We start from the raw sequence: 23,086 nt of genomic DNA, 5'->3' as shown, positions 1-23,086 counted from the left end.
CCGCTCCGATCGTCGCGTGCGATCGGAGCGGCATTTTGCACTCGGACGCCGCACGTGGCTGATGATGCTCCCACAATTCTCCGGCTCAGCCCAAAGGGACTTACCCTGCAGGATGGCCGCGTTGCGCGTGCCCGCGGCCTCGGCACATTGATCCTCGCGCTTCAGGATCTGCAGCGTCAGGCGGAAGAGCGCGGACAGAGAACAATCATGTTCTGGAACGCCTCGCCGGCTGGGGTCGATGCAGCGCTCTGCGAAGGCACCGACGGCAAGCTTTTTCTACATATCGACGGGTTCGGCGGATGACCCTCGCGCGCGATCCTCTCACCTTTCCCGAGGCCGTCACCCGCATCGCCGAGCATCTCGGCTATGCCGCTGCAGCACGCGCCGTCGGCAAGAGCGAGCGACTGATCCGGAAATGGGCCCATCCTGCTTCGCGCGCGTATCCTACGCTGTCTCAGTCCCTCTGGCTGGACACTGCCTTCATGGGCGCCGGGGGAGACGGTGCTCCCTTGCTCGAAACCTATGCCCGGCTCTTCGATCTCGAAGCCGGAACCACGATGGCCTCCCACCTCTCGCTCGCCAGCGCCGTCGCTGTCGCCGCACGCGAACATGGTGAGGCCATCGATCACGCAATCCGGGCGTCGCTGCCCACCGCTACCGAGCGGGACGTGCAGCGCGCGATTGGTTCTACTGAGGAAGCTTGCTCCGCGATGGCGGTCGTGACGCGGCGCCTCTTCGCCTTCCTTAGGCGTGGCGCGGGGCCATGCCGGGAAACCCTGGGGGGACCCCAATGACGACCGCCAAGAAACCGAGACTGCCTGGAATTCACTGTCCGCATTGCGGCGATCGTTCGATCGTCCGGTCGAGCGAGCAGATCACGCCGATCGTGCGCGAGCTGCGCCTGACCTGCGACAATCACGAATGCGGGCACAGCTTCGTCGCTCAGCTTTCTGTGATCCGCACGGTTCGGCCGAGCGCAAGGCCAAATCCGAAGATCCATTTGCCGAGCGGCGAGTGGAAGCTTCCGGCCGCCAACGAGAACACGCCCACCCCTGCCAACGATCAAGATCCGCCGGCCGCTGTGGTCGATGACATGAGCGGCTGATCCCTAACCTGCGCCGCTAGCGGCGCCCCAGTCCGTCCCTCCCCGTCCGAAAGTCCTGCTTTCGGAAACGCCATTCGCTTGTCCGCTGAACCCCACAGGAGAACGTCCATGCTCCACGCGCCCATCCTCGCCCGCTCGGTGCCGTCATCGACGCTGCACGACGATCGTCCGCCGATCACACCGGCAAGATATGTGGGCCTGCGTCGCGCGGCTTCGGGTAAAAGCATCGAGCAGATCGCAGCACTGATCGCGACAACAGCCAGCAACCAGGCCGAGGTTCGCGCGCTGATCCGGCTCCTCGAGACGCCGGGCACGGTTGCGCGCTCGCTCGATTCGATCGCACTGCTTCAAGCGGCGTTCTCCATCGACCCCGCCGTCTATCATCAGCTCGCTACCGAGCATGCCGATCGGCACCCCCAGATATGCCGCGGTTGCGGCTGCAGCCAGAACGATGCGTGCGTTTGCGTCGAACTCGGCAACTGCGCCTGGGCTGGCCCCGGCATCTGCACGGGATGCACCAATGGGGAGCGCTTCTGATGGCGCAGATCCAGCCTTGCACCTGCCCACATTGCTGCAATCGGGAGCCGGCGTTCGGTGCCCTGACCCTGCTCTGCGCACTGGTCGTGTTTGTCGCCATCCCCGGTCGCGCCCTCGCGCACGTCATCGCCGGAATACTATCGTGAGTGCCGCCACCACACCCCGCAAGCGCAGCCCGCTTCGCACCGCGGCCTACGCCGTAATCGCTCTCATCGCCGCACCTTTCCTGGTGCTCATCATGCTCGGCTCAATCCTGGGGGCGCGCCGCAAATGACGGACAATATATCTGCCGAACAGCTCCGGCTCTTCATCGAGCGGATCGAGCGCCTCGATGAAGAAAAGCGCGGCATGGCCGACGACATCAAGGACGTTTACGCCGAAGCCAAATCAACCGGCTTCGACGCCAAGACGATGCGCCACATCGTCCGCCTGCGGAAGATGGAGAAACATCACCGCGACGAGGCGGATGCGCTGCTCGAGACGTATCGCAATGCCCTCGGCATGGGCTTCGGCACCACACCTCTCGGCGCAGTCATCGAGCGCCTGGAGGCGGTCACCGCCGATACATCCGTGTCGATGCGCGTTGGCTGCGCTCAGCCTGTCCTCATAAATCAAAAGGCCCGCGAGCTGGCGGCCGAAGGTGACGGCTATGCCGAAGCCGTGGCGCTCGTCCGCGACAACAACAAGGCCTCGACGTCCTGGCTCCAGCGCCACTTGCGCATCGGCTACAATGCAGCCGCACGCCTGATCGAGCGCATGGAGCGCGAAGGCATCGTTACCAAGCCAGATCACGTCGGCCGGCGCGAAGTCCTGCCCAGCGCGGAGGCGGCGTGATGCGCGTCATGGCGAGCATAGCGCGCGAGGCGCTGGAAGATGCTGTCCGCGCCCTCGGTGGCGACCTTGCCTGGCCCGACAGCGTAAACAGGCCTCAGACGCTAAATCTCAAGGTCGAGATTGACGAGAGCGACGCTTGGGAAAGGCTGTCGCAGTTCGTCGATATTCCACGGTCTGAGTTCGACCTTCGCGATCTGGGCGATTTCGCCGGCGCGATGGTGGGAGGCGACACGGCCACCGCGCTCTGCCTCGTCCCACGTCTCTTCGAGTTCAGCTGCGAGCAAGAGGTCGTTGAGGCCTCGATCCGCAGTCACACCCGATGATGAAGCGCAATCCCGGTCAGTTGCCTCCCGAGGCGATCGGCAAGCGCGTTCGCGTGCGCCTCGCGCACGGTGGCTTCGGCAAGAGCGACCCTAATCCCATGAGCCCGCCGGGCTGGCCGGCAGACGGTCGCTTTGGTGCCCGCTGGTCCCGCACCGGCAGCCCCTTCGACATCGCAGAATATGAGGTGATTTCGTAATGACAAAGGTTCTGAGCCTCGCACGTAAGCCCGATCGTCGTGCAAAGAGCCCGAGGCAGGAACGTGCACGCGGTCTGGCGTTCGCGCGCGACTGGCGCATCCGCAACCGCCCGATTTTCGACGCGATTTACGGTCCCGAAACCTGCGCATGCGGGTCGCCAAAGTCATGAGCGCGCCTGAGTTTCAGCTCGGCTATCCGCTGAAGTGGCCAGCCGATCGACCCCGCTCACGCGAACGCAAGCCCGCGCTCTTCCGCGACGGCGGCAGCCGCTTGACGATGACGACCGCGAGGCGCCGCCTTCGAGAGCAGGTTCATGCGCTGACGCCCACGGGCAAGAATTGGCGGGCCCTCAATCTCGTCCTGTCGATGAACATCCGATTCACGGCATCCGGCGCCCGTGACCAGAACGTCAGCCGCCGCGATCCCGAAGATCCCGGCGTGGCCTTCTACTTCGATCTCGACGGCAAGCCCCACGTCCTCGCATGTGATCGCTGGGACACCGTCGCCGACAACATCGCTGCCATCGCCGCGCACATTGATGCGCTGCGCGGCCAGGAGCGGTGGGGCGTCGCCGATCTGCGCCAGGCCTTCGCAGGCCATGTCGCGCTTCCCGCGCCGGATCCTTGGTGGGAAGTGCTCGAAGTCGCGCGCGACGCATCGATCGAGGTGATCAACGCCGCCTATCGCGCCAAGTCAAAGACCGCCCACCCCAACGCCGGCGGCGAACGCGGAGCCTGGGACCGCCTGAGCGCAGCATTCGAAGCCGCCAAGCAGGAGCGCGGCGCATGAACGCGCTCGGCTCGATCGTCTCCCATCGCGTGTTCCGCCACGCCCACATGGCATGCGGTATCGGCGCGGGAGCGCGCGGCTTCAACCAGGCAAACCCCCGCGTCGGCAATATCCAGGCGAAATTTGAATGTGCCGGCGGCATCGACGTCGACGCGGGCGCGATCCGCAATTTTGAGAAGCTGACGGGCGGCAAGGGCACGGTCATGGACCTGTTCTCGCGCGAGCAATACATCGAGTTCCACGCCGCCCTTCCCCCGGCAGGGTGGAAGGAAGCATCGCCCGAGGACGTCTATGCAGCATTTGGCCCGGCTATCGACGTCGCCTTCACATCAATGCCGTGCAAGGGGTTTTCCGGGCTGCTCAGCGAGAAGCAGAGCAAGACTGACAAATATCAGGCGCTCAATGGCCTGACCCTTCGCTCGGTGTGGTTGCTGCTCGAAGCGTACAAGAACGAGCCCATCCCGATCATTCTTTTCGAAAATGTGCCGAGGATTCGCAAGCGTGGGCGCGCGCTCCTCGACAAGATCGTGCAGCTCCTCCGCGCCTATGGCTATCACGTAGCCGAGACCGAGCACGATTGCGGTGAGCTGGGCTGGCTGGCGCAGAGCCGGAAGCGCTACCTGCTGATCGCCCGCCACGCCGAGCGCGTGCCGCCGTTCGTCTATCAGCCGGTCAAGCACAAGCTGCGCGGCGTAGGCGAAGTCATCGGCAAGCTGCCTTTGCCCGGCGATCCTGTCGCCGGCGTCATGCACGGCGTGCCGCGCCTGCAGTGGAAGACTTGGGTGCGCTTGGCATTCGTGCCGGCCGGGCGCGACTGGCGCGCGCTTAACGATCTCAACGTCGAGAATGGGGTCCTTACCGATTTCGGGATCGTGCCAGAAATCCCGCTCCGGGATGGCGCACTCGGCGTGCATCGCTGGGGTGACAGTACCGGCGTCGTTATAGGCAATCAGCGCTCGCCGCTCCACGGGCGCCACGCCGTCGCGGATCCGCGACCGCACCAGGACATGTACCGCACCAGCCTCGGCGTCACAGATTGGGATAGCGAGAGTGGCGTGATTGGCGGCCGCGGCTTCCCGCTCAACGGCGCCTATAGCGTCGCCGATCCGCGACCGACGCACGGGCCGAACGCCCACCAGAACAAGATGCGCGTCGTCTCCACAAGCTCAGCGACCCCTGTAATTACAGGCAGCGATCGCGTGGGCAGTGGCGCGCTAAGCGTTGCTGACCCGCGGCCGGGGTATCGCCCTTCCACGCACCAGAATATTCTTTCGGTCGCGAGCTATTGCGGATCGACGAAAACGGTCAGTGGCGCGGTCCACGTCGCGGGAGGCGCCTTGAGCGTGGCCGACGTGCGCGTTCCTAACGGACACCCGCGCTCGGTTATGCTCGGCGTTCGCGCCTGGACGGCAACCGCCGCATGCGTGAAGGGCGACGTCTCGGTCGGCACCGGCCCCTATGCGGTTCAGGATCCGCGGCTCCACGGCAAGGCACGCTTCAACAACACGTTCCGCATCGTGCCGATGGGCGGCACGTCGCCGGCCGTCGCTGGTCCTGGCGGTCCTGCAGGCGGTCTCGCGGTCGCTGACTGCCGTCCTGGTCCCTCGGGCTATGACAGCCGCAAGTACAAGGTCACGCCGTTTTGTGACTCGAGCAGGGCTGTGATCGGCGCTTCGACGACGGGCGACGGCGCCTTCGCGGTGGCCGACCCTCGGCCGGAGCAGAGCAACCAATCTTTCCAGCAATACGGCGTCCGTCCGTGGGCCGGCAACGTCAATGCGGTCACCGCCCAGGCCACGCCCGGTGGAGGCGCCTATGCCGTCGCGGATCCCCGCGCCGGGCTAGGCGTACAGCGCGCCGCCTATCAGACGTCGGGACATTATGGCGTCGTTGCCTGGAAGGGGAGCGCCGGCACCGTCAGCGCCACCGCTTCGCACGACAATGGCCGCGGCGCCGTTGCCGATCCCCGGCCGGTAGATCTCGACTGCGACCCGATTGTGCTGCCCGCGCCAAGCGATCGGCTTGTTTGCCGCATCATCAGCACCGACGGCACCTGGCATCGGCCGTTCACGACGCTGGAGCTGGCCTCGCTGCAATCGCTGTTCGACCCCGAAGACGTCTTCCACTTCGACACCGAACTGAACGCCTGGCGCATGGTCGATGATTTCGCGCTCGAAGCGACGTCGGACGCCACCCGGCGCGAATGGATCGGCAACGCCGTACCCTCTGCCGCATCGCGCGCCATGGCCCACGAGATTGGGGAGACCCTGCTCCTGGCCGCGCTCGGCGAAACCTTCACCCTCTCCAGCAAGGAAATCTGGGTCAGCCCCTTCCGCATGGCGATCGCCACCGACCTGCGCCAGCCCGCGCTCGATTGGGACATGCAGTGACGCTGCGCTTCGAGCACCGCGGCCAGCTCGGCCTGTTCACTGATGGCTTTGAGGAGCTGGCCGTTGACGACTCCGTGCGCGCTGCTGTGCAGTGCGGATCGCCGGTCGCCTTCAGCCTGTCGGGTGGCAAGGATAGCGTCTCGATCAGCTTTGCAGCAAACCGGCTTCTCGACCAGCTAGGCCACCCTGCAGACCGCCGCGTAGCAATTCACGCAAATCTCGGTCGCATAGAATGGCAATCGACCCCGGGCACGGTTGAGGCCGCCGCCGAGCGGTTGGGCGTTCCGCTCATTATCGTGCGCAATAAAAGCCACGATATGCTGTCCCGGTGGGAACGGCGGTTCGAGCTGGGATGCCAGCGCTACCAAGATCTGCTGACCTATCACCTCACCGGGCCATGGTCCTCGGCTAGTAACCGCTTTTGCACCGCCGAGATGAAGACGCAGGTAATCCTCCCGGAACTGTTGCGCCGGTGGCCGGATCAGCAGATCGTTTCGGTCGTCGGCATTCGCAGGCAGGAGAGCCTCAAACGCGCATTGACGCCAATCTCGAAGGCGGAGGGCGACCGCTATCGGCGGGCGGCCGGCGGGCACATCCTGACTTGGCACCCCGGCGTCAACCTTCTCGAGGAGGAGGTCTACACCTTCATCGGCCAGCATGAGTTGCCGTTGCCGGAAAGCTATAGTCTCGGCAGCACCCGCCACGGCTGCGCCTTCTGCGTACTGGGATCGATCAATGACATTACCGTCGCCGCTCGCGCGCCTGGGAATCGCGGCGTTCTGCACCATCTCGTAGATCAAGAAGCCAAAACCACCTTTAGCTTTCAACCCGATCGGTGGCTCGGCGACGTTGCGCCCGATTTGCTGCCTGCATCACTGGCCAGCGACTTCGCAAAGGGCAAAGCCCTCGGCGCCGAGAGGCGCCGCTTGGAGGCATCGCTGCCCGCCAATCTTCGCTACGTGAAAGGCTGGCCGCAGCGCGTTCCCGACATCAACGAGGCGGCAAAGATCGCCGCGGTGCGCGCCTTGATTCTCGCCACCCACAACCTGACCACCCCCTATCCTACCGCGCAGGCAGTGCGCGACCGGATCGCCCAGCTCTTCGCCGAGCAGCGATTGAAGGAAGCGGCATGACGACTGTCGTGATGGGCGCGGCCACACTCCACCTCGGCGACGCCTACAAAATCCGCCCTACTCTCGGGTGGTTCGACGCGGACGTCATGGACCCACCCTATGAGTTCCGGGCGGAGGGTGGAGGCCATTATCGCCAGAGCCGCAAGGGCATGGCCCAGATCGTCGCAGAGAAGTTGAGCGACGGCTTCGACCACTCGGTCCTCAATCCACTGCTATGCGGCGGGGCGATCGTATTTTGCCACAACGATCAGCTACCCAAGCTTCTGCCGTATATCGACGGAAGCTTCGAGCGGCAGGCGGTGTGTACCTGGCGAAAGAGCAACCCACAGCCTGTCGCGAACAAGCACTATCGGCCGGTCATGGAATTTTACGTTCACGCGTGGAACCGTGGGTTCCATCCGCGCGGGACACTGGAAGACCTGGACCGCCAAGTCGAAGCCTACTCGCCGCGCGGCAAGCAGAAGTTCGGCCACCCCACCGTCAAACCCGACAAAGTTATGGCGAAGATCCTGCGCAACGTCGCTGGCGAAACCGTGTGTGACCCTTTCATGGGCACTGGCTCCACCGGCGTCGCCGCGATCCGTGCCGGGAAGCGCTTCACCGGCATCGAGCATAACCCGCAACACTTCGCCACCGCGGTCGATCGCATCACCGCCGCGGTCGAAGCGGCGCGCGAGGCCGCGTGATGCCCTGCGACAACGTCTCCCTCCCCGGCGGAATTAGGGCGATCGTCTGCTCTTCCCGCCGCAAGCCTAAACCGTGCTGCGCGTGCGGTCGACCGGCGCCCTTGCTTTGTGACTGGAAGGTGGACGGCGGCACCTGCAGCGCGCCGATCTGCACCACCTGCGCCACCTTCCCCGCGCCCAACAAGGATTTGTGCCCGACCCACGCCGACGCCTGGACCGCCTGGCGCGCGAGCCGGGGCGTCACTGCGAATCAATCCAATCCCAGCCTCAGCCCCAACCGAGAAAACCAATGAGCGACATGAGCAATCCCCCCCAGGCAGCACCTTCGGGCCGCTTCCTTCGCATGAAGGATCTGGCGATCGGCGTCGCGCGGCGCGGGGAGCCGCCAACGCAGGGGATCGTCGGGCTCAGTCAGGCCACGATCAATCGGCTGCACCGCGAGGGCAAGTTCCCGCCGAAAGTCCAGCTCAGCGAAGGCTGTGTCGGTTGGTGGGAGAGCGAAATCCTCGCCTGGAAAGCCGATCGCCAGCGCCGCCTGCCGCGCGGTTGAACCATTCACTTGGGGGCCTCGCTGGGGGCCTCGACCTAGCGAACCTCTCAAAATTTTATTTATATCAGGGACTTAGAAATGTATTCCGAATCCTCACGGGGCATCCAGCGCTTCGGTATTGGGTAGCAAACGCACCAAGTACCGGGTGGCGTTTTCGACGCCGTGACCGCAGCCTTATGGGCATGGGTATCACCAATCTGCGTCACTCGCTTCAAAAGCGCTATTCCGCTCTCACCGGGGAGCTTGAAGACATCCATCTGTCGATCGAGCGCGAGCCGTTCTGTCATCACTGCGGCTGTGCGGTAGCCTATCGTATCACTCGGGCGGTCAAGACCGCAAGACTGGAGTCGAGCGGAAGCGCCGCCTCTTCAAATGCGTAGACTGCCTCAAGCAGTTCTCAGCCACGTCCGGCACCATCTTTGCCGGACGCAAGCTGGAGCATCGCGACATTCTGTTCGCCATCGCGCTTTTCATCAATGGTGCGAAGGGACTCAGTGCGCTCCACCTCAGCCGCGACCTGAAAGTGGAGGCCAAGACCGCCTTCGTCCTGCTGCAAAAGCTGCGGGAAGTGATGGGCAAGGTTCAACATGCCGATCAGCTATCGGGCAAGGTCGAGATCGATGGCGCGTACTTTGGTGGATACGTGAAGCCATCGACGCGGAAGGAGAATCGGCGCGATCGGCGCAAGCTCGCCAACCAGACAGGCAAGCGCAAATGCGTGACGATCATGCGCGAGCGGAAGGGGCGTTCGCGTCCCTTCATTTGTAGCGAGGTCGAGGGCGCTGGCATGGTGCCCTATGTGGTGGACATCGCGAACAGCCAGATGTTCGCCGATGAAGCGAAATCCTATGATTCTCTCGAAGCGCTCGTCGATCTCAAGCGTATCGATCACTCGAAGAGCTACGCCGAGGGCGATATAAACACCAATCAGGCCGAGTCATTTTTCTCGCGCCTGCGTCGCGCTGAGCGGGGTGTCTATCATCGAATCGCGGTTCACCTCGAAGGCTATGCCAATGAGATGTCGTGGCGCGAGGACAATCGCCGTCGGTCCAACGGTGAGCAGTTTCTGAACTCACGGCGGCTGGACTCCACAGCCCCGTGTCGCGTCAGTGGAAGGGCTACTGGCAGCGGCGGCGGGTTGCCGCGTGATGGGCTTATTTCGCTTCCACCTAATCGGAGCCGCGCAGCCAGTGGTGCTGGAGATCGCAGCCGGGACGATCGGCGAACTTAACGAAATCGTCTCCCGACAGCGTTTCGTTGAGGGCAGGATGACGGAGCCTGACGATGATGGCGTCCTTGCGGGCGTGTTGATCGCGACCGCCCGCATCCAGTGTGTCATCGAAGCTGGATAGTGTCGGTCAAGCTGCCGCTGCCTTCATGTCGGCTTCCAAGACATGTCGGAACAAGTAAGTCTTTTGGCTTAGCTCGTTGGCATCGAGGCCAGAATGCTCGGCGGCAAGCGCCGCTATCACGTCCCACGTTTGACCCGGCATGTCTCGCGCACCGTCCGCTACAAGTTTTTGGCGGCTCAGAGCGGCGCTACGTCGGGCCAAGTCTGCAATGGTTTCAATGCCGGCCGGGAAGTGGCCGGCGTCGAGGTGGATTAGGCCAAAGCTGAGCGGCAAGATAACCGCGATGCCGATCGCCGCCAGCCAATGCCCCGTAAGCAGAGCGACGATTGCGCCAACGAGCGCGATGGCGAACAAATATGCTCCAATGGTGCCCAGCAATCCTAAGCGTGCGCTCGGCATCGTGAGCCCCGTGGCTTTGCTCAAAATCCGCAGGAGCCTAGCGGGCCTGTCTGCCTGGAAGACATCAAGGCGCGTCGATGGGACGACGGTCCCCCGCGAAGCCCCACGTTCCAGAAATGCCCGCCGCAGACGATAAAACGTCATCGATGTCGGACACGCCCCTACAGCAGCCGACGTTTGCAAGAGGCCCGTGATGGTCTGGTGAATGTCACCAAGCGTCTTCCAGTGGCCGACATGCTCTTGCGCCAGCCGAAGCTCGAACGTCCGCTCAATGTCTTGGAGGAAGTCCAAGTCGCCATCCTGCGGGTCCAGATTCATCGTAGCTCGCATTGAGCGACTATGAACCTTGTCGGTCCTCGAAGGAAGGCTTTGCGTCGCGCCCTATAGCCGCCGCACAGCGTTGGTGCGTTTGCTACCGAATACCGCAGCGCTTCTAATTCTTAACCGGCTTATACGCATCGTCGCCCAATGGCCGCATGGTCAGCAGAGTCGGGCTGGGCGGCACGTGGAAATCGGCGAACCGATCGGGCTTGGATGGATCGAAGCGCCGGAATTCCGGCTTGACCGCTCTGGCCGCGATCACGTCCACCCGCGCCAGCTCGGCCGCTATCACGCGGGCCAGTTCCCAGGCGCCGAAGGGGCTGTGGTGCGTGGCGTCGCGGTTCGTGCCACCGGCTTCGTGCTTGAACAGCTCGAGCGAAGCCTGCTCGCCAAAGGCTTCGTACAGCGTCTTGGACAGCGCATTGAGGTCGATCAGCCGGGCTCCGCTCGCTTGCGCCGCGTCGCGCGCCATCTGCGGATATTCCTCGAGCGTGTTGATAACGCGCCCCTCCACGAAACGATGCCGGTTCATCGGCGTGACGATCACGGCAGTGGCGCCCTTGTCCTGGACGGCGCGCGCCCATGCGATCAGCCCATCGCGATACTTCGCCGGAGCCTGCGGGTCGCGCTGCTTGTCCTTCATGTCGTTATGCCCGAACTGGACGACGAACAGATCGCCAGGCTGGATTTCGCCAATGATCTTGGCGAAGCGGCCGCGATCGTTCGACGCCGCCACCGATTCTCCCGATTCGCCGTGATTGGCGATGGCGATCGTCGGGCGGAACATCGCGGTGAGCATCTGCCCCCAGCTCGCATAGGGCTCGCCCGACTGATCGGTGACCGTCGAATCGCCCAGCAGATAGATGGTGGGCACGCGGAGCGGCTCTACCTGGACGCTGCGCACCGCGGGCCGCAGCCCGTTGAACTCCAGCGTCAGGCGGGGATCCCAGGCCGCGGCTTCCTGCGTCGTTTCGCGCGGAGCCTTGAGCCGCACCGTTCCGCCGCCCGCGATCGTCGGCGTGCGGACATTGACGATGAAACTCAGTCGGCGCGTGCCCCCGGCCGGCACTGCCACCGCGGAGAGCATCAGCCGGCGCAATTCGGCCTTCACGGTGGTGCGGGAAGCGGCGGGGCCGCCCAGCGTGACCGTCACCCGGTAATTGCCAGGGGCCAGATCGAGCCAGAAATAAAACGGCTCCTTGCCCTGAACGCCGCGCGCATGGGGCAATGGCGTGGGACCGTCGAAGCCGAAGCGCGCCGCCTCGCTCCCCTGGGCGGCACGCGCGATCTCGCCGGAATTCGCTTTGCCACCGAACAGTACGCGCTGCGCCTGTGCCGGGGCGCACGCCAGCATCAGGGCCACGGCCAGGCCGGCGATGCGAACCATCATGGCGCTCACTTCCCTCCTCCGGCTTCGGCGACCAGCGCCGCCGCCTTCGCGCCCATCCAGTCCATCTCGCCCGACACGCGCCAGACCTCCCTTCCCGCTGCATCGTAGAGGATCGTCATCGGCAGATTGGCGCCGAGCGTCATGCTCCACGCGATGTCGGTATCGAGCCAGGGCTGGAGCTTCTTGAACTTGGCCTTTTCGAAAAAGGGCGCGACGACTTCCTTGCCCTTGAGGTCCTGGCTGATCGTCAGCACCTGGAGCGCATCGCCCTTCGCCAGGGCCAGCGCATCGAGCGTCGGCATTTCCTTCACGCACGGCGCGCACCAGGTCGCCCAGAGATTGACCAGCACCGGCCTGCCCGCGAAATCGGCAAGGATCACGCGCTTGCCGGCGGGATCGGCGAAGGGAATCGCCGGAGCGGCTTCGCTTTTGTGGCTTCGGTCGATCTGGGCGCTATCCGCGCTTGCGGCGGCGTTGGCGGCGGGGGCTTTTTCCTCCGCTTGTCGCGGGGCCGAGGATTGCCTATCGCAGCCGCCGGTTGCGAGTGCGGCCAATAGGAGAAGCGCGATAGTCGAGCGCAAGGACAGCTCCAATACGATGTGGGGTGGGCGCTTCGCCGAAGGGCCCTCTGCAGTCATGCGCGAGATAAACGCGTCGATCCCCTTCGACAAGCGGATGTGGCGGCAGGACCTGGCGGGCTCGCGGGCGCATGCCGAAATGCTGGGCGCGCAGGGCATAATCACCGCCGACGATGCGAAGGCGATCGGGTTCGGGCTGGACGCGCTGGCTTCGGAATATGACGAGCAGGGAGTCCCCGAAAACCTCGCGCTCGAGGACATCCACATGGCGGCGGAGCATCGGCTGGCCGAGATGATCGGGCCGGCGGCGGGGCGGCTGCACACAGCGCGCTCACGCAACGATCAGGTCGCGACCGACTTCCGCTTGTGGGTGCGCGACGCGGTGGATCAGGCGGAGGCGGCGCTCGGCGCGCTGCAGGACGCGCTGCTGGCCCGGGCCGAGGAGCATGCAGAGAGCGTGATGCCGGGGTTCACGCACCTCCAGGTCGCGCAGCCGGTCACGCTCGGGCATCACCTGATGGCCTATTTCGAGATGTTCGCGCGCGATCGCTCGCGGCTGCGCGATGCGCGGGCGCGGATGAACCTGTGCCCGCTCGGATCGGCGGCGCTGGCGGGCACTGGCTTCGCGATCGACCGCGATGCCACCGCGGCGGCGCTCGGCTTCGACGGACCGACGCGCAACTCGCTGGACAGCGTCTCCGACCGCGACTTTGCGATCGAATATCTCACTTGCGCCGCGCAGACCGCTTTGCACCTCAGCAGACTGGCGGAGGAATTCGTGATCTGGGCGAGCCAGCCCTTCGGCTTTGTGAGCCTATCGGATCAATGGTCCACCGGCTCGTCGATCATGCCGCAAAAGCGCAATCCCGACGCCGCCGAGCTAGTGCGCGGGCATTCGGGCCGGATCACGGGCGCGCTCGTGAGCCTGATGATCACGATGAAGGGGCTCCCGCTGGCCTATTCGAAGGACATGCAGGACGACAAGCCGCCGGTGTTCGAAGCGCACGACCTGCTGGGCCTGAGCATCGCCGCCATGACCGGGATGGTCGAGAGCGCGACCTTCCGGCGGACAAGGATGCGCGCCGCCGCCGAGACCGGCTTCTCGACCGCGACCGATCTGGCGGACTGGCTGGTGCGCGAGGCGGGCGTGCCGTTTCGCGAGGCGCATCACATCACGGGACGGGCGGTGGCCAGGGCCGACGCAGCGGGGCTGCGGCTCGATCAACTCGATCTGGCTGCTTTGCAGGAAATTGACGACAGGATCGATGGCGGCGTCTATGGCGTTCTCAGTGTCGATGCGTCGGTATCGAGCCGGACCAGCTTTGGCGGCACCGCCCCGGCGCGCGTGCGCGAAAGCGTGAAGGCGGCGCGAAGGGCGCGCGAGGAGGAAGCGTGATGAAGCGATTGGTGGTGGCGGCGGGCCTCCTTGTGGCTGGATGCGGCGCGCGCGAAGAGCTCAAGCCCGCGCAAAACGCGCCGCTGCCTGTCGCGCCCTATGGCGCCGAGGCGACGCCTACGCCCGGTGACTTGCTCAAGCCCCCGGTCCAGACCCGTCCGGCGCGCAGCGACGATCTGATCGAAAGCTCGGACAAGCGCCGCAGCGACGAATATGATCTCCCGCCTTCCTGACGCGACACCATGAACCATTTCGAGTTGATCGGCGGCGAGATGCACGCCGAGCAGGTGCCGCTTACGTCCGTCGCTCGAGCAGTGGGCACGCCGGTCTATGTCTATTCCACCGCGACGCTCCAGCGGCATGCTCGGGTCTATAAGGCGGCGGTCGCATTGGCGGGCCCGCGCACGCATGTCGCTTTCGCGGTAAAGGCCAATCCCAATCTTGCCGTGCTGCGCGTCCTGGCTAACGAAGGCTTCGGCGCCGACGTGGTCTCGGGCGGCGAGATGGCGCGCGCGATGGCGGCTGGCATCGCTGCCCGGGACATCGTCTTCTCGGGTGTCGGCAAGACGCGCGCCGAACTGGCGCAGGGGCTGGATGCCGGAATTGGCCAGTTCAACCTGGAGCTCGAGGAAGAAGGCGTAGTGCTGGCGCAGATGGCCGCGGCCCGCGGGCTGCGCGCGCCGGCAGTGCTGCGCGTCAATCCGGATGTCGACGCCGGCACCCACGACAAGATTTCCACCGGCAAGGCCGAAAACAAGTTCGGGCTGCCGATCGACCAGGCCCCGGCGATATTCGACCGGCTGGCACCGCTGGAGGGCATCAACCTGCGCGGCATCGCAGTGCACATCGGCAGCCAGCTCAGCAGCCTGGCGCCGCTGGAGGCAGCGTATACGCGGCTCGGCAAGCTGGTCGCGGACCTGCGTGCGGCGGGCCACCTTATCACGCATGTCGATCTCGGTGGTGGACTGGGCGTGCCCTATCGGGCCGGAGAGACCATCCCAAACCCCGAAGAACTGGGCGCCATGGTGGCGCGCGTTACCCGCGACTGGGACGTCGAGCTGCAATTCGAGCCCGGCCGCGCAATCGTGGCGAATGCGGGCATGCTGGTGACCGAAGTGCTGTGGGTAAAGCCGGGCGTCACCAATCCCTGGGTGATCGTGGACGCGGCGATGAACGATCTCCCCCGCGTCGCGCTATACGATGCGCACCATGAATTCTCCGCGGTGCGCCCAAGCGGCAAGACCTTCACCGCGAATGTCGCCGGGCCGGTCTGCGAAAGCAGTGACGTATTCGCCAAGAATCGCGAGATCGACCTGATCGAAGCGGGCGACCTTGCGGTGCTGCACTCGGCCGGGGCCTACTGCGCGACGATGGCGAGCATGTACAACAGCCGCGCGCTGGTGCCTGAAGTCCTCGTCTCGGGCGACCGGTTCGAGATCGTCGCCCGGCGGGTTTCGGCCGAGGCGATCATGGGCGAAGAGCAAGTTCCGGATTGGCTGGAATGAGCCTGGCCGCCCTGCCGATCTATGTGCGGCTGGACGGGCGGGCAGTGATCCTTGCGGGCGAAGGCGAAGCGGCGGACGCCAAGCGCAGGCTGCTCGAGCGCGCAGGCGCGGTCATCGTCGATCCGTCGCAACAAGCTGCGCTGGCGATCGTTGCGCTCGACGACCCCGAGGCCATGGCGACCGAGCTTCGCGGACGCGGCATTCTGGTCAACACCGTCGATCGCCCCGACCTTTGCGACTTCATGCTTCCCGCGATCGTGGATCGCGATCCGGTGCTGGTGGCGATCGGCACCGGGGGTGCCTCCGCCGGCCTGGCGGCGGCGGTCCGACAGAAGCTTGAAACGATGTTGCCCGCGACGCTGGGCAGGACCGCGCGCGAGCTCTACGCCGCGCGACCCGCGATCCGCGCGCGCTGGCCCGATATGGCCAGCCGTCGCCGGGCGATCGGCGCGGCGCTCGATATGCTGGACGGCGATGTCGTCGCGCGCGTGCTGGACGGGGCGGCGGCGGAGACATCGTTGCTTCGCTTCACGCTCGCCTCATCCGATCCCGACGATTTGACGCTGCGCCAGGCGCGTGCGCTCGGCGGCGCCGACCGCGTCTATCACCGTGCCGATGTCCCTGCCGCGATCCTCGATCGGGCGCGGGCCGATGCCGCGCGCATTCGCTGCGATTGCGCCCCCGATAGTCAGGAGCCTGGCCTGTCCCTTTATCTGGAGATGGCGAAATGAAGGGTTTCGCTTATGTGGTTCGCGGCGGAAAGGCCGGGGAAATCTCCATCGAGCAAGCGCTGGGTGAGGACGGCGAGCTCAACTGGATTCACCTGATCACCAATGGCGAGCAAGCCAAGACCTGGCTTGCCGAACAGGCCGGCCTTCCGCCTTATGTTACCGAAGCGCTGACGGCAGCCGAAACGCGCCCACGCTGCGACGCGGCGAACCCCGGCGCGGTGATCAACCTGCGCGGGCTTTCGTCGGAAGAACTGGCCGCATCGGACCCACTGGCGTCGATCCGGCTCTATGCGCTTGGCGGCCGCGTCTTTTCGGTCACGCGCAAGCCGCTCAACGCACTCGATCGCGCGCGCGCGCAAGTCGGAGCTGGCGCGATTCTCGATCCGGGCGACCTGATTGCGGCGCTCGCCCAGGCGATCACCGAGGAACTCGACCCCGTAGTCGCCGAACTCGGCGATTCGATCGACGATTGCGAGGAGCGCATCGCGGCCCAGAGCGCCTTCGCGCTCCGGCAGCGAGTCAACCAGGCGCGCGTCCAGGCGATCGGCTATCGCCGCTTCCTCGTCCCCCAGCGCAGCGCGCTCGAAAAACTGGCCAATCTGCCCGCCGATTGGCTCGGCGACGACGACCGGCTCCACTTGACTGCCGCCGCCGACCGAGCCGCGCGCATGGCCGAGGAACTGGAAAGCATCCGCGAGCGCGCCGCGCTGATCCACGAGACGCTCACCGATCTGCGCGCCGAACAGATCGACGAGCGATCACTGATCATCGCCGTCGCCGCTCTGGTCTTCCTGCCGCTGACGTTTTTCACCGGGCTGCTGGGCATGAACGTGCCCCTGCCCTTTCCCGATGCGCCCTGGGTGTTCTGGGCGGTATTCGGGGTCTGCATGGTAATTGCCATAGGCGTGACCGCCTATTTCCTCGGCCGTCACTGGTTTGAGCGTTAGGCCGCGGCGAGCCGTACACGCTCTGCTTTGGCGGCCGCCAGCTCGGCGCGGGCTTCGCCGAGCTCGATGGCGCGCGCGGCGATGCGTGCGTCGAGCGCCAGGTTCGATCGCTTGAGCTCGTCGATCCGGTCCGCACGCGCAAGCACGCGCTCGACCCGCGCCGCCAGCACTTCGAAATCGAACGGACGCGAAAGATAATCGTCGGCCCCCGCGGAGAAGGCCGCGACAGGTCCCAGCGGGTCGCTCTGCCCCGCCAGGACGATCAGGGGCAGGTCGGCGGTGTCGCGCGCGCTCCGGATCTCCTGGAGAACGTGCAGCCCCGAATGTTCGGAGACGCCCCTGTCGAGCAGCACGAGATCGAACCCGCGCGCTGAAATCAGTTCGAGCGCCTGGCTGCCGCTGTCGGCAAGCACGACCAGATAGCCTAGACTGCCGAACTGGCGCGAAAGCAGACCGAGATTAATGCGGCTGTCATCCACGACAAGGATCGTCCGCGTCGCGCGGCGGCGCATGGCGATGCCTGTCTTAGCCGATGCCTGGTCCATGCAATGGAGATTAGAACGCTGCCGTCACGAAAAGGTAAATGCGGGCGGAATCGCGTTCAGGAAGCCGCGCGCACGCTCGACCAGGCAGTGGCGATTTCCTCGAGCGAATCCGCCGCGGCGCGAAAGGGTGCGGGGTCGCCGCCGAGGCTCGCTTGAACCACTTGCTGGCGCAGCCCGTGATAGAAAGCCGCCAGCGTGCGCGAAACTTCGCCGCCGCGATCGAAATCGAGGCCGGCTTCGAGCGCGAACAGCACGGCTGTGGCACGGGCGATTCGCTCGCTCTTGACCGTGGTTTGTCCCTTATCGAGCGCCCAGGCGGCGGCGCGGAGCGCTCCGACGCCCTCATGGTAGAGCAGATCGACGAGCGCATGCGAATCCTGGCCGCTGGTGCGCCCCGCCACATCGATCTGGCGATACGTGGATGCGGGATCGCGCGCGAGGGCAGTCGCGTAGCGCATCACGAATCCCTGTTCCATGCGGCGATCTGATTGGTCAGGAAGCTCTGCGTCGATTTGTACGCGGCCACCCGCGAATCCATCGCGGCGAACTGGCGCGTCATGCGGGTGCGCAGTTTTTCGGCGTCGGCGGCCGCCTCCTGCTTGTCGTCGGCCAGGTCGGATTGCTTCTTGGTGTAGGTCGCCTCGCTGGCGCCCAGCCCGGTCACCTTGTTGACCGCACGCGCCGCGATGTCGTTCATCGTCTTGGTCAGCCCCACGCCGGCCGCAAACATGGCCTCGACTTCAGCGGGGAACGAGGTGAGCGCGGTCGAGAGCCGCGCGCCATCCACCGTCAGCGTGCCGTCGCGCTGGGTGGCGACGCCGATGCCCGAAAGCGAAACGGGTGCGCCGGCCGCTGCGCCGGTGACGAGATTGGTCATCGTGATGGACTTGAGCGAGCGAAGCAGGTCCTTGGCCGCGGCATCGCCGCGCAGGGGACCTGTCGAGGGGTCGACTGCGGCCTTCAGCATCTTGTAGACTTCGTTGTAGGTGTCCACGAAGTTGGTGACGGTCTGCTTGACTGCCTCGGTCGGCGCCTTGATTCCGATCATGACCTTTGTGCCGACCGCGGCGGAGACCAGGTCGATCTTCACGCCATCGACCAGCCCGTAGATCGAATTGGTGGTGCGCGTCGTCTGTACTCCGTCCAATGCGACGATCGCATCCTGGGCAGCGGCGTTGATCGACGAGCCGGTCTCGTTGCGGCCGATATCGAGTTCGCGAAGCTGGGTGGAGCCCTTGAGCTCGAACGCCTGCGAAGCGCCGGTGGTGCTCTTGACCACGAGGCGCGCGCCCGAGCTGTCGCTCATGATGGAGGCCGTGACGCCTGCGTTGGCCGCGTTGATTGCATCCACGACGCCGGCAAGGGTGGAATGCGCCGCGTCGATCGTGATGTCGATCGAAGCCGCCGCACCGGCAGTGAACGCAGTCATCGAGCCGTTGGAAACCGTGGCGGTGCCGAAGGTCAGCGTCAGCGTGCCGGTCCCTGCGACATAGGACGAACCCGCGGCGAACGCGTTGGTGCTCGCGACCTGGGCCTGGGCCAGCTGGCGAACCTCCACCGAAGCGCTGAGGCCATGCAGTTTGGCGCCGGCGAGGGCGGACACGTTGAGGATATTGGCATTCGAGCTGGTCGGCTGCGTGCTCAGCGTCGTGCCGTTGGTGAGCGTCGTCAGCGCGGTCGCGAAATCGGCGATCCCGCTCTTGAGTTCCGCGGTGGCCGAGATCTGGCTGGTGAGCGTCTCGCTCTTCTTGGTCAGCGCTTCGTTCTTCATTGCGAACTGCGCATCGACCAGCGACGAGACGAGCGCGCCGATGTCGATACCGGAGCCTGTTCCCAGCGTCTTTGCAATCGACTCGATGGCCATGGAAATCCCCTTGTCCCGATAAACGGCGGAAACCGCCGGGATTTTAGCGTGAAAGCGCCATTTTCTGACCGTGCTCGTCGAAAAGTGCCGTGGTGGGCACGTCGATCGGCGGCTGGCCTCCGCCAGCGGCCTTGTTGACCCCGAACACGAAGGCGAGGACGATCGCGATCGCCTGATAGAGGTCGTCGCGGACCTCCTGGCCCTCGCGGCTGGTGAAATAGACCGCGCGCGCCAGGCTCGGATATTCGAGCATCGGCACTTGCATCTCGGTGGCGAGCTCCCGGATCGCCAGCGCGGTCTGGCCCCGGCCCTTTGCGACGACCACCGGGACCTGATCCTTGCCCGAATCGTAACGTAGCGCCACCGCGAAGTGCGTCGGGTTGGTAAGCACGACGTGCGCGGTGGCGACGGTCTTGCGGAAGCCGCCCTTCAATATCTCGCGCTGGCGCTGGCGCTGCGCGCCCTTGAGTTCGGGTGAGCCTTCGCTTTCCTTATGCTCTTCCTTCACTTCCTGCTTGCTCATGCGAAGCGCCCGGAAATGGCGGATCATCTGGATCGGCAGATCGACGCCCGCGATGATCAGCAGCCCCGCCGCCATGACGAACATCAGGGTGACGAACTGGCTGCCGAGCGCACCCACCGCGCCGTTCAAATCCATCGCCACCAAGCCGAGCGAGCTGCTGGTCAGCGACCACAGCATCCACCCGCCCATGCTGCCCAGCAGCAGCACCTTGAGCAGCGATTTGCCGAGTTCTATCCAGCCGCTCGCCCCGAACATGCGCTTGAGCCCCGCGCCCGGATTGACGCGCGAAGCCTTGGGCATCAGCAATTTGTTGTTCCAGCCGAATGAGCCGAGGCTCGCCTGGCTGAGTATCGCGCCCGCCATGGTGATGACGAACAGGCTGCCGAGCGGGAGGAGGAGCTGCCAGCCCGCGGCGGCAAGCGGGCGCCAAGGCTCGAAATGCTCGACATCGCCGCGTCCGAAGGAAAAGCTGGCGGTCATCACACCCTTGCACGCGGCGATCATCCCCTCGCCGAAAAACGCCATCCAGGCGCAGCCGAGCAACACGACCAGCGCAGTGCCGAAATCCTTGGATTTCAGAAGCTGGCCTTCCTCTACCGCCTTGCGCTTGCGCTTGGGTGTTGGGGCTTCCGTTTTTTCGCCAAAGCTCTCCGCCATCAGCCGAACACCAGGCCGGGCGCGGAATCGAGCGCGGTACGGATGATGACCAGCAGATATTCACCCATCGCGGGAAGCGCGAGCAGGATGGCGACCACTCCCATCGCCAGGCTGGCGGGCAAGCCGACTGCGAACAGGTTCAGCGCGGGCGCGGCGCGGCTCAGCATGCCGACGACGATATTGAGGCAGAGCAGCAGGAAGCCGACAGGCAATGCGAGCAGCAGCCCGGCGAGGAAGGCGTATCCCCCGAATAACGCGATGCCGAGCAGCTTGTCCGGTGCGATCCACGCACCGGGCGGCATCGCCTCATAGCTGCGCACGATCAGATCGACGAGGACGAGATGCCCGTCCACCGCGAGAAACAGCAAGGTCAGCAGGAGCGACATGAACTGGCCGAGCGCGGGCGTCGAAGTGCCGCTGGACGGATCGACTGCATTGGCGAAGCCCAGCCCCATCGACATGCCGATCACTTCGCTGGCGATCAGGGGCGCGGAAAATGCGATCTGGAGGACGAAGCCGATGGCGAGGCCGATCAGCGCCTCCGCACCGATCGCCACGAAGGTGGACAGCGCGAATATCTGTTCCGGGGGCGTGATGTTGGTCGTGCCGAGTACGAGCACCCCGATCGCGCCGGTGAGCGCGATGCGCGCGGGCAGCGGAACGGCGACCGCGCTGAATACCGGCGCGGCCACGAATGCAGCGCCGACGCGCACCATCGCAAACAAGAGCGCCCAGAGCTGCGGCTCGATCGAGAGGCCGAAGCCCATCAAATTCCCTCTCCCTTCGGGAGAGGGAGGGAGCAGCGGAGCTGCGGAAGGGTGAGGGTAGGGGGACCTGCTCTCACCCTTCCCACCGCTTCGCGGCGGGCCCAGTTTCGGGTGAACAGCGCCCCGCGCTGTTCAGTCCATGCCGGGGGCATGGACGACCCGAAACTCCTCTCCCAAAGGGAGAGGGAGTTCACTTCACCAGATCCGGAATGCGCTCGAAAATGCTGGTCGTGAAGTCGCCGAGCAGCCCAAGGATCATGCCGCCGAAGATCACCATGCTCACCGCCACCACCATCAGCTTGGGCACGAAGGTGAGTGTCTGTTCCTGGATCGAGGTGGCCGCCTGGACCATGCCGAGGATCAACCCCGAGAGCAGGGCCGGGATGAGAATCGGGGCCGAGGCAAGCGCCAGCACCCAGATCGCCTCGCGCGCGACGGTCATGAAATAATCTGCGTCCATCGCTAAGCTAACTCGCAAAACTGGTGGCAAGCGACCCCATGGTCAGCGCCCAGCCGTCGACGAGGACGAACAGCAGCAGCTTGAAGGGCAGCGAGATGATCGTTGGCGACATCATCATCATGCCGAGCGACATGAGCACGGTGGCGACCACGAGATCGATGACGATGAAGGGCAAAAAGATCAGGAAGCCGATCTGAAACGCGGTCTTGAGCTCGCTCGTGATGAATGCAGGCAGCAGCACAGAGAAAGGAACGTCCTGGGGGCTGGCGAAGGGCGGGGCCTTGGCCATGTCCGCGAACATCTTCACGTCCTTGTTGCGCGTCTGCTTGATCATGAATCCGTGGAGCGCATCGCCCGCCGTCGAGATCATCTGGCTCGCGCCGATCTGACCCGCGGCATAGGGCTGGATTGCGGTCGTGTTCATCTGACTGATCGTCGGGGCCATCACGAAGAAGCTGAGGAACAGCGACAGGCCGATCAGCACCTGATTGGGCGGAGTCTGCTGGAGGCCAAGCGCCTGGCGGAGCAGCGACAGCACGATGATGATCCGCGTGAAGCTGGTCATCATCAAGAGGATGCCGGGGAGCACCGTGAGGAGCCCCATGATGATCAGCACCTGCAGCGACAGGCTCAGCGGGGCATCGCCGCCGCCCAGATCGCCAAGCGCGCGGTCCATTGCGCCGCCCACGCCTGGGGGCGCGGCGGGCACCGACGCGGCCCCCTGCGCAAACGCGGGGAACGCGAACAGCACGAAGAAGGCGAGCACGCCGATGAAGAGGGCGGCGCGTCCACCCACGGTGCGGGGAACAGAAATTACCGCGCGCATCACGAGGCTTTCTTGTCCACGACCATTGACGGGACCTTCTTGTCCACCAGCGTCACGCCGGTGCGGCTGACCGAGCAGAGCAATTTCTGTCCCTCGAACTCGATCACTGCGAGGCGAAGTCCCGGCGCGAGCATCATCGTTTCGGTGACCTGCACCATCCGCGCGCCCTGGTTCTTGGGCAGCCGCGCCTCAAGCTTGCGCCAGGCATAGAGGCAGCCGATCAGCAGCCCGCACACGAGCGGGAGCAGGATCACCAGCTTGAGGATGTACGACCACATCA

28 protein-coding genes and 3 pseudogenes are annotated in these 23,086 nt (G+C 65.1%); 20 read left to right on the top strand and 11 right to left on the bottom strand.

Annotated elements, in window-relative coordinates:
* The 15 genes and pseudogenes from VF617_RS02000 to VF617_RS01930 all read left to right on the top strand — a co-directional run.
* The coding region (locus VF617_RS02000) for a hypothetical protein (RefSeq protein WP_331013179.1) at positions 1-303 on the top strand (303 nt) is incomplete at its 5' end.
* On the top strand, positions 300-794 hold the full coding sequence (locus tag VF617_RS01995) for a hypothetical protein (protein ID WP_331013178.1): 495 nt from the start codon (positions 300-302) through the stop codon (positions 792-794). The genes VF617_RS02000 and VF617_RS01995, both read left to right, overlap by 4 nt.
* Positions 791-1,105 (top strand): ogr/Delta-like zinc finger family protein, encoded by a 315-nt coding sequence (locus tag VF617_RS01990; protein WP_331013177.1) that lies wholly within the window; start codon positions 791-793, stop codon positions 1,103-1,105. The genes VF617_RS01995 and VF617_RS01990 overlap by 4 nt, the downstream gene beginning before the upstream one ends.
* Positions 1,106-1,213: 108 nt before the next feature.
* Positions 1,214-1,642, top strand: coding sequence for a hypothetical protein (locus VF617_RS01985; protein WP_331013176.1), 429 nt, complete (start codon positions 1,214-1,216; stop codon positions 1,640-1,642).
* 270 nt (positions 1,643-1,912) lie between these two features.
* Positions 1,913-2,146: pseudogene (locus VF617_RS01980) on the top strand (DUF2312 domain-containing protein); the annotation flags it as partial.
* 144 nt (positions 2,147-2,290) lie between these two features.
* Positions 2,291-2,476, top strand: a pseudogene (locus VF617_RS16490) (DNA translocase FtsK); the annotation flags it as partial.
* The gene (locus VF617_RS01970) at positions 2,476-2,799 is read left to right on the top strand and encodes a hypothetical protein (protein ID WP_331013175.1); all 324 of its coding nucleotides are present in this window, start codon (positions 2,476-2,478) and stop codon (positions 2,797-2,799) included. The pseudogene VF617_RS16490 and the gene VF617_RS01970, both read left to right, overlap by 1 nt.
* Positions 2,796-2,996: a hypothetical protein gene (locus tag VF617_RS01965; protein ID WP_331013174.1), complete on the top strand. Its 201-nt coding sequence runs from the start codon at positions 2,796-2,798 to the stop codon at positions 2,994-2,996. Before VF617_RS01970 ends, VF617_RS01965 begins: the two co-directional genes overlap by 4 nt.
* Positions 2,997-3,144: 148 nt before the next feature.
* The gene (locus tag VF617_RS01960; RefSeq protein ID WP_331013173.1) at positions 3,145-3,786 is read left to right on the top strand and encodes a J domain-containing protein; all 642 of its coding nucleotides are present in this window, start codon (positions 3,145-3,147) and stop codon (positions 3,784-3,786) included.
* On the top strand, positions 3,783-6,176 hold the full coding sequence (locus VF617_RS01955; RefSeq protein ID WP_331013172.1) for a DNA cytosine methyltransferase: 2,394 nt from the start codon (positions 3,783-3,785) through the stop codon (positions 6,174-6,176). Before VF617_RS01960 ends, VF617_RS01955 begins: the two co-directional genes overlap by 4 nt.
* Entirely contained in the window at positions 6,173-7,309 is a 1,137-nt protein-coding gene (locus tag VF617_RS01950; protein ID WP_331013171.1) for a phosphoadenosine phosphosulfate reductase family protein, read from the top strand. Before VF617_RS01955 ends, VF617_RS01950 begins: the two co-directional genes overlap by 4 nt.
* On the top strand, positions 7,306-7,995 hold the full coding sequence (locus VF617_RS01945) for a DNA methyltransferase (protein WP_331013170.1): 690 nt from the start codon (positions 7,306-7,308) through the stop codon (positions 7,993-7,995). The genes VF617_RS01950 and VF617_RS01945 overlap by 4 nt, the downstream gene beginning before the upstream one ends.
* Positions 7,996-8,284: 289 nt before the next feature.
* Positions 8,285-8,545, top strand: coding sequence for a helix-turn-helix transcriptional regulator (locus VF617_RS01940; RefSeq protein ID WP_331013169.1), 261 nt, complete (start codon positions 8,285-8,287; stop codon positions 8,543-8,545).
* 182 nt (positions 8,546-8,727) lie between these two features.
* Positions 8,728-8,925 carry a hypothetical protein gene (locus tag VF617_RS01935; RefSeq protein WP_331013168.1) on the top strand — a complete coding sequence of 66 codons (198 nt, stop codon included), beginning with the start codon at positions 8,728-8,730 and terminating at the stop codon, positions 8,923-8,925.
* Positions 8,904-9,694: pseudogene (locus tag VF617_RS01930) on the top strand (IS1595 family transposase); the annotation flags it as partial. The gene VF617_RS01935 and the pseudogene VF617_RS01930, both read left to right, overlap by 22 nt.
* 209 nt (positions 9,695-9,903) lie before the next feature.
* On the opposite strand, the gene VF617_RS01925 reads toward VF617_RS01930, so the two are convergent.
* The 3 genes from VF617_RS01925 to VF617_RS01915 form a co-directional block, all read right to left on the bottom strand.
* On the bottom strand, positions 9,904-10,614 hold the full coding sequence (locus tag VF617_RS01925; RefSeq protein WP_331013167.1) for a hypothetical protein: 711 nt from the start codon (positions 10,612-10,614) through the stop codon (positions 9,904-9,906).
* A gap of 115 nt (positions 10,615-10,729) precedes the next feature.
* Positions 10,730-12,007, bottom strand: coding sequence for a rhamnogalacturonan acetylesterase (locus VF617_RS01920; protein WP_331013185.1), 1,278 nt, complete (start codon positions 12,005-12,007; stop codon positions 10,730-10,732).
* A gap of 5 nt (positions 12,008-12,012) precedes the next feature.
* Positions 12,013-12,588 (bottom strand): TlpA disulfide reductase family protein, encoded by a 576-nt coding sequence (locus VF617_RS01915; protein WP_331013166.1) that lies wholly within the window; start codon positions 12,586-12,588, stop codon positions 12,013-12,015.
* Between the two features lie 16 nt (positions 12,589-12,604).
* Here VF617_RS01915 and argH point away from each other — a divergent pair, with 16 nt between their 5' ends.
* From argH to VF617_RS01890, 5 genes are read left to right on the top strand one after another with little or no spacing between them, the layout of a single operon-like run.
* On the top strand, positions 12,605-13,981 hold the full coding sequence (argH, locus tag VF617_RS01910) for an argininosuccinate lyase (protein WP_331013165.1): 1,377 nt from the start codon (positions 12,605-12,607) through the stop codon (positions 13,979-13,981).
* Positions 13,981-14,214 carry a hypothetical protein gene (locus VF617_RS01905; RefSeq protein WP_331013164.1) on the top strand — a complete coding sequence of 78 codons (234 nt, stop codon included), beginning with the start codon at positions 13,981-13,983 and terminating at the stop codon, positions 14,212-14,214. Before argH ends, VF617_RS01905 begins: the two co-directional genes overlap by 1 nt.
* Before the next feature lie 9 nt (positions 14,215-14,223).
* Positions 14,224-15,486, top strand: coding sequence for a diaminopimelate decarboxylase (gene lysA / locus VF617_RS01900; protein WP_331013163.1), 1,263 nt, complete (start codon positions 14,224-14,226; stop codon positions 15,484-15,486).
* Entirely contained in the window at positions 15,483-16,217 is a 735-nt protein-coding gene (locus VF617_RS01895; protein ID WP_331013162.1) for a precorrin-2 dehydrogenase/sirohydrochlorin ferrochelatase family protein, read from the top strand. The genes lysA and VF617_RS01895 overlap by 4 nt, the downstream gene beginning before the upstream one ends.
* Positions 16,214-17,164: a CorA family divalent cation transporter gene (locus VF617_RS01890; RefSeq protein WP_331013161.1), complete on the top strand. Its 951-nt coding sequence runs from the start codon at positions 16,214-16,216 to the stop codon at positions 17,162-17,164. Before VF617_RS01895 ends, VF617_RS01890 begins: the two co-directional genes overlap by 4 nt.
* Here VF617_RS01890 and VF617_RS01885 read toward each other — a convergent pair.
* The 8 genes from VF617_RS01885 to VF617_RS01850 form a co-directional block, all read right to left on the bottom strand.
* The gene (locus VF617_RS01885; protein WP_331013160.1) at positions 17,161-17,676 is read right to left on the bottom strand and encodes a response regulator; all 516 of its coding nucleotides are present in this window, start codon (positions 17,674-17,676) and stop codon (positions 17,161-17,163) included. The genes VF617_RS01890 and VF617_RS01885 overlap by 4 nt on opposite strands.
* 89 nt (positions 17,677-17,765) lie before the next feature.
* A complete protein-coding gene (locus tag VF617_RS01880; RefSeq protein WP_331013159.1) occupies positions 17,766-18,185 on the bottom strand; it encodes a flagellar protein FliS in 420 nt (139 codons plus the stop codon).
* Positions 18,167-19,573 carry a flagellar filament capping protein FliD gene (gene fliD, locus VF617_RS01875; RefSeq protein WP_331013158.1) on the bottom strand — a complete coding sequence of 469 codons (1,407 nt, stop codon included), beginning with the start codon at positions 19,571-19,573 and terminating at the stop codon, positions 18,167-18,169. The genes VF617_RS01880 and fliD overlap by 19 nt, the downstream gene beginning before the upstream one ends.
* A 43-nt stretch (positions 19,574-19,616) precedes the next feature.
* Positions 19,617-20,753, bottom strand: a complete 1,137-nt coding sequence (locus tag VF617_RS01870) for a flagellar type III secretion system protein FlhB (protein ID WP_331013157.1) — start codon at positions 20,751-20,753, stop codon at positions 19,617-19,619.
* The gene (fliR, locus tag VF617_RS01865) at positions 20,753-21,520 is read right to left on the bottom strand and encodes a flagellar biosynthetic protein FliR (RefSeq protein ID WP_331013156.1); all 768 of its coding nucleotides are present in this window, start codon (positions 21,518-21,520) and stop codon (positions 20,753-20,755) included. The genes VF617_RS01870 and fliR overlap by 1 nt, the downstream gene beginning before the upstream one ends.
* Positions 21,521-21,710: 190 nt before the next feature.
* On the bottom strand, positions 21,711-21,980 hold the full coding sequence (gene fliQ, locus VF617_RS01860) for a flagellar biosynthesis protein FliQ (RefSeq protein ID WP_331013155.1): 270 nt from the start codon (positions 21,978-21,980) through the stop codon (positions 21,711-21,713).
* A gap of 7 nt (positions 21,981-21,987) precedes the next feature.
* Positions 21,988-22,806 carry a flagellar type III secretion system pore protein FliP gene (gene fliP / locus VF617_RS01855; RefSeq protein WP_331013154.1) on the bottom strand — a complete coding sequence of 273 codons (819 nt, stop codon included), beginning with the start codon at positions 22,804-22,806 and terminating at the stop codon, positions 21,988-21,990.
* The gene (locus VF617_RS01850) at positions 22,806-23,084 is read right to left on the bottom strand and encodes a flagellar biosynthetic protein FliO (protein WP_331013153.1); all 279 of its coding nucleotides are present in this window, start codon (positions 23,082-23,084) and stop codon (positions 22,806-22,808) included. The genes fliP and VF617_RS01850 overlap by 1 nt, the downstream gene beginning before the upstream one ends.
* Positions 23,085-23,086: the final 2 nt, after the last annotated feature.

The organism is Sphingomonas sp. (assembly GCF_036388215.1).
GTDB lineage: Bacteria > Pseudomonadota > Alphaproteobacteria > Sphingomonadales > Sphingomonadaceae > Sphingomonas.
Note: the sequence above shows the minus strand (reverse complement) of the source record. Positions and strands in the feature narration are given on the sequence as shown.